Genomic DNA, 259 nt, shown 5'->3' with positions numbered 1-259 from the left:
CTTCTCGCTTGCCGGCAGAGGCAAACTCAAACATGCCGCCATGGCGTCTCACCCACTTTAAAAATTGAGTCATAGAGTCCACTTGGTCGTCATTAGCCGCAAGAGGGAAAGATGTCACCTCGGCTTCAAAGTCAGCCAGCCAAGGAGCCGACTCGGGCAACATGACCAAGCCTGACTGAACGAGTGCAGATTGCGCTAAAGCCCTTGTTAGCTTGTCACCCTCAGGCTCAATAGCAACGACTGGATAGGCACCTGACTC

At 53.3% G+C, this 259-nt stretch carries 1 protein-coding gene; it reads right to left on the bottom strand.

The features are described from left to right. A partial coding sequence (gene terL, locus Q4528_RS14575; RefSeq protein WP_303522368.1) for a phage terminase large subunit occupies window positions 1-259 on the bottom strand: 259 nt, incomplete at both ends.

The sequence above is a fragment of the Staphylococcus pasteuri genome (assembly GCF_030547725.1).
Classification (GTDB): domain Bacteria; phylum Bacillota; class Bacilli; order Staphylococcales; family Staphylococcaceae; genus Staphylococcus; species Staphylococcus pasteuri.
The sequence above is the reverse complement of the archived record's forward strand: the minus strand, read 5'-3'. Positions and strand labels throughout refer to the sequence as shown.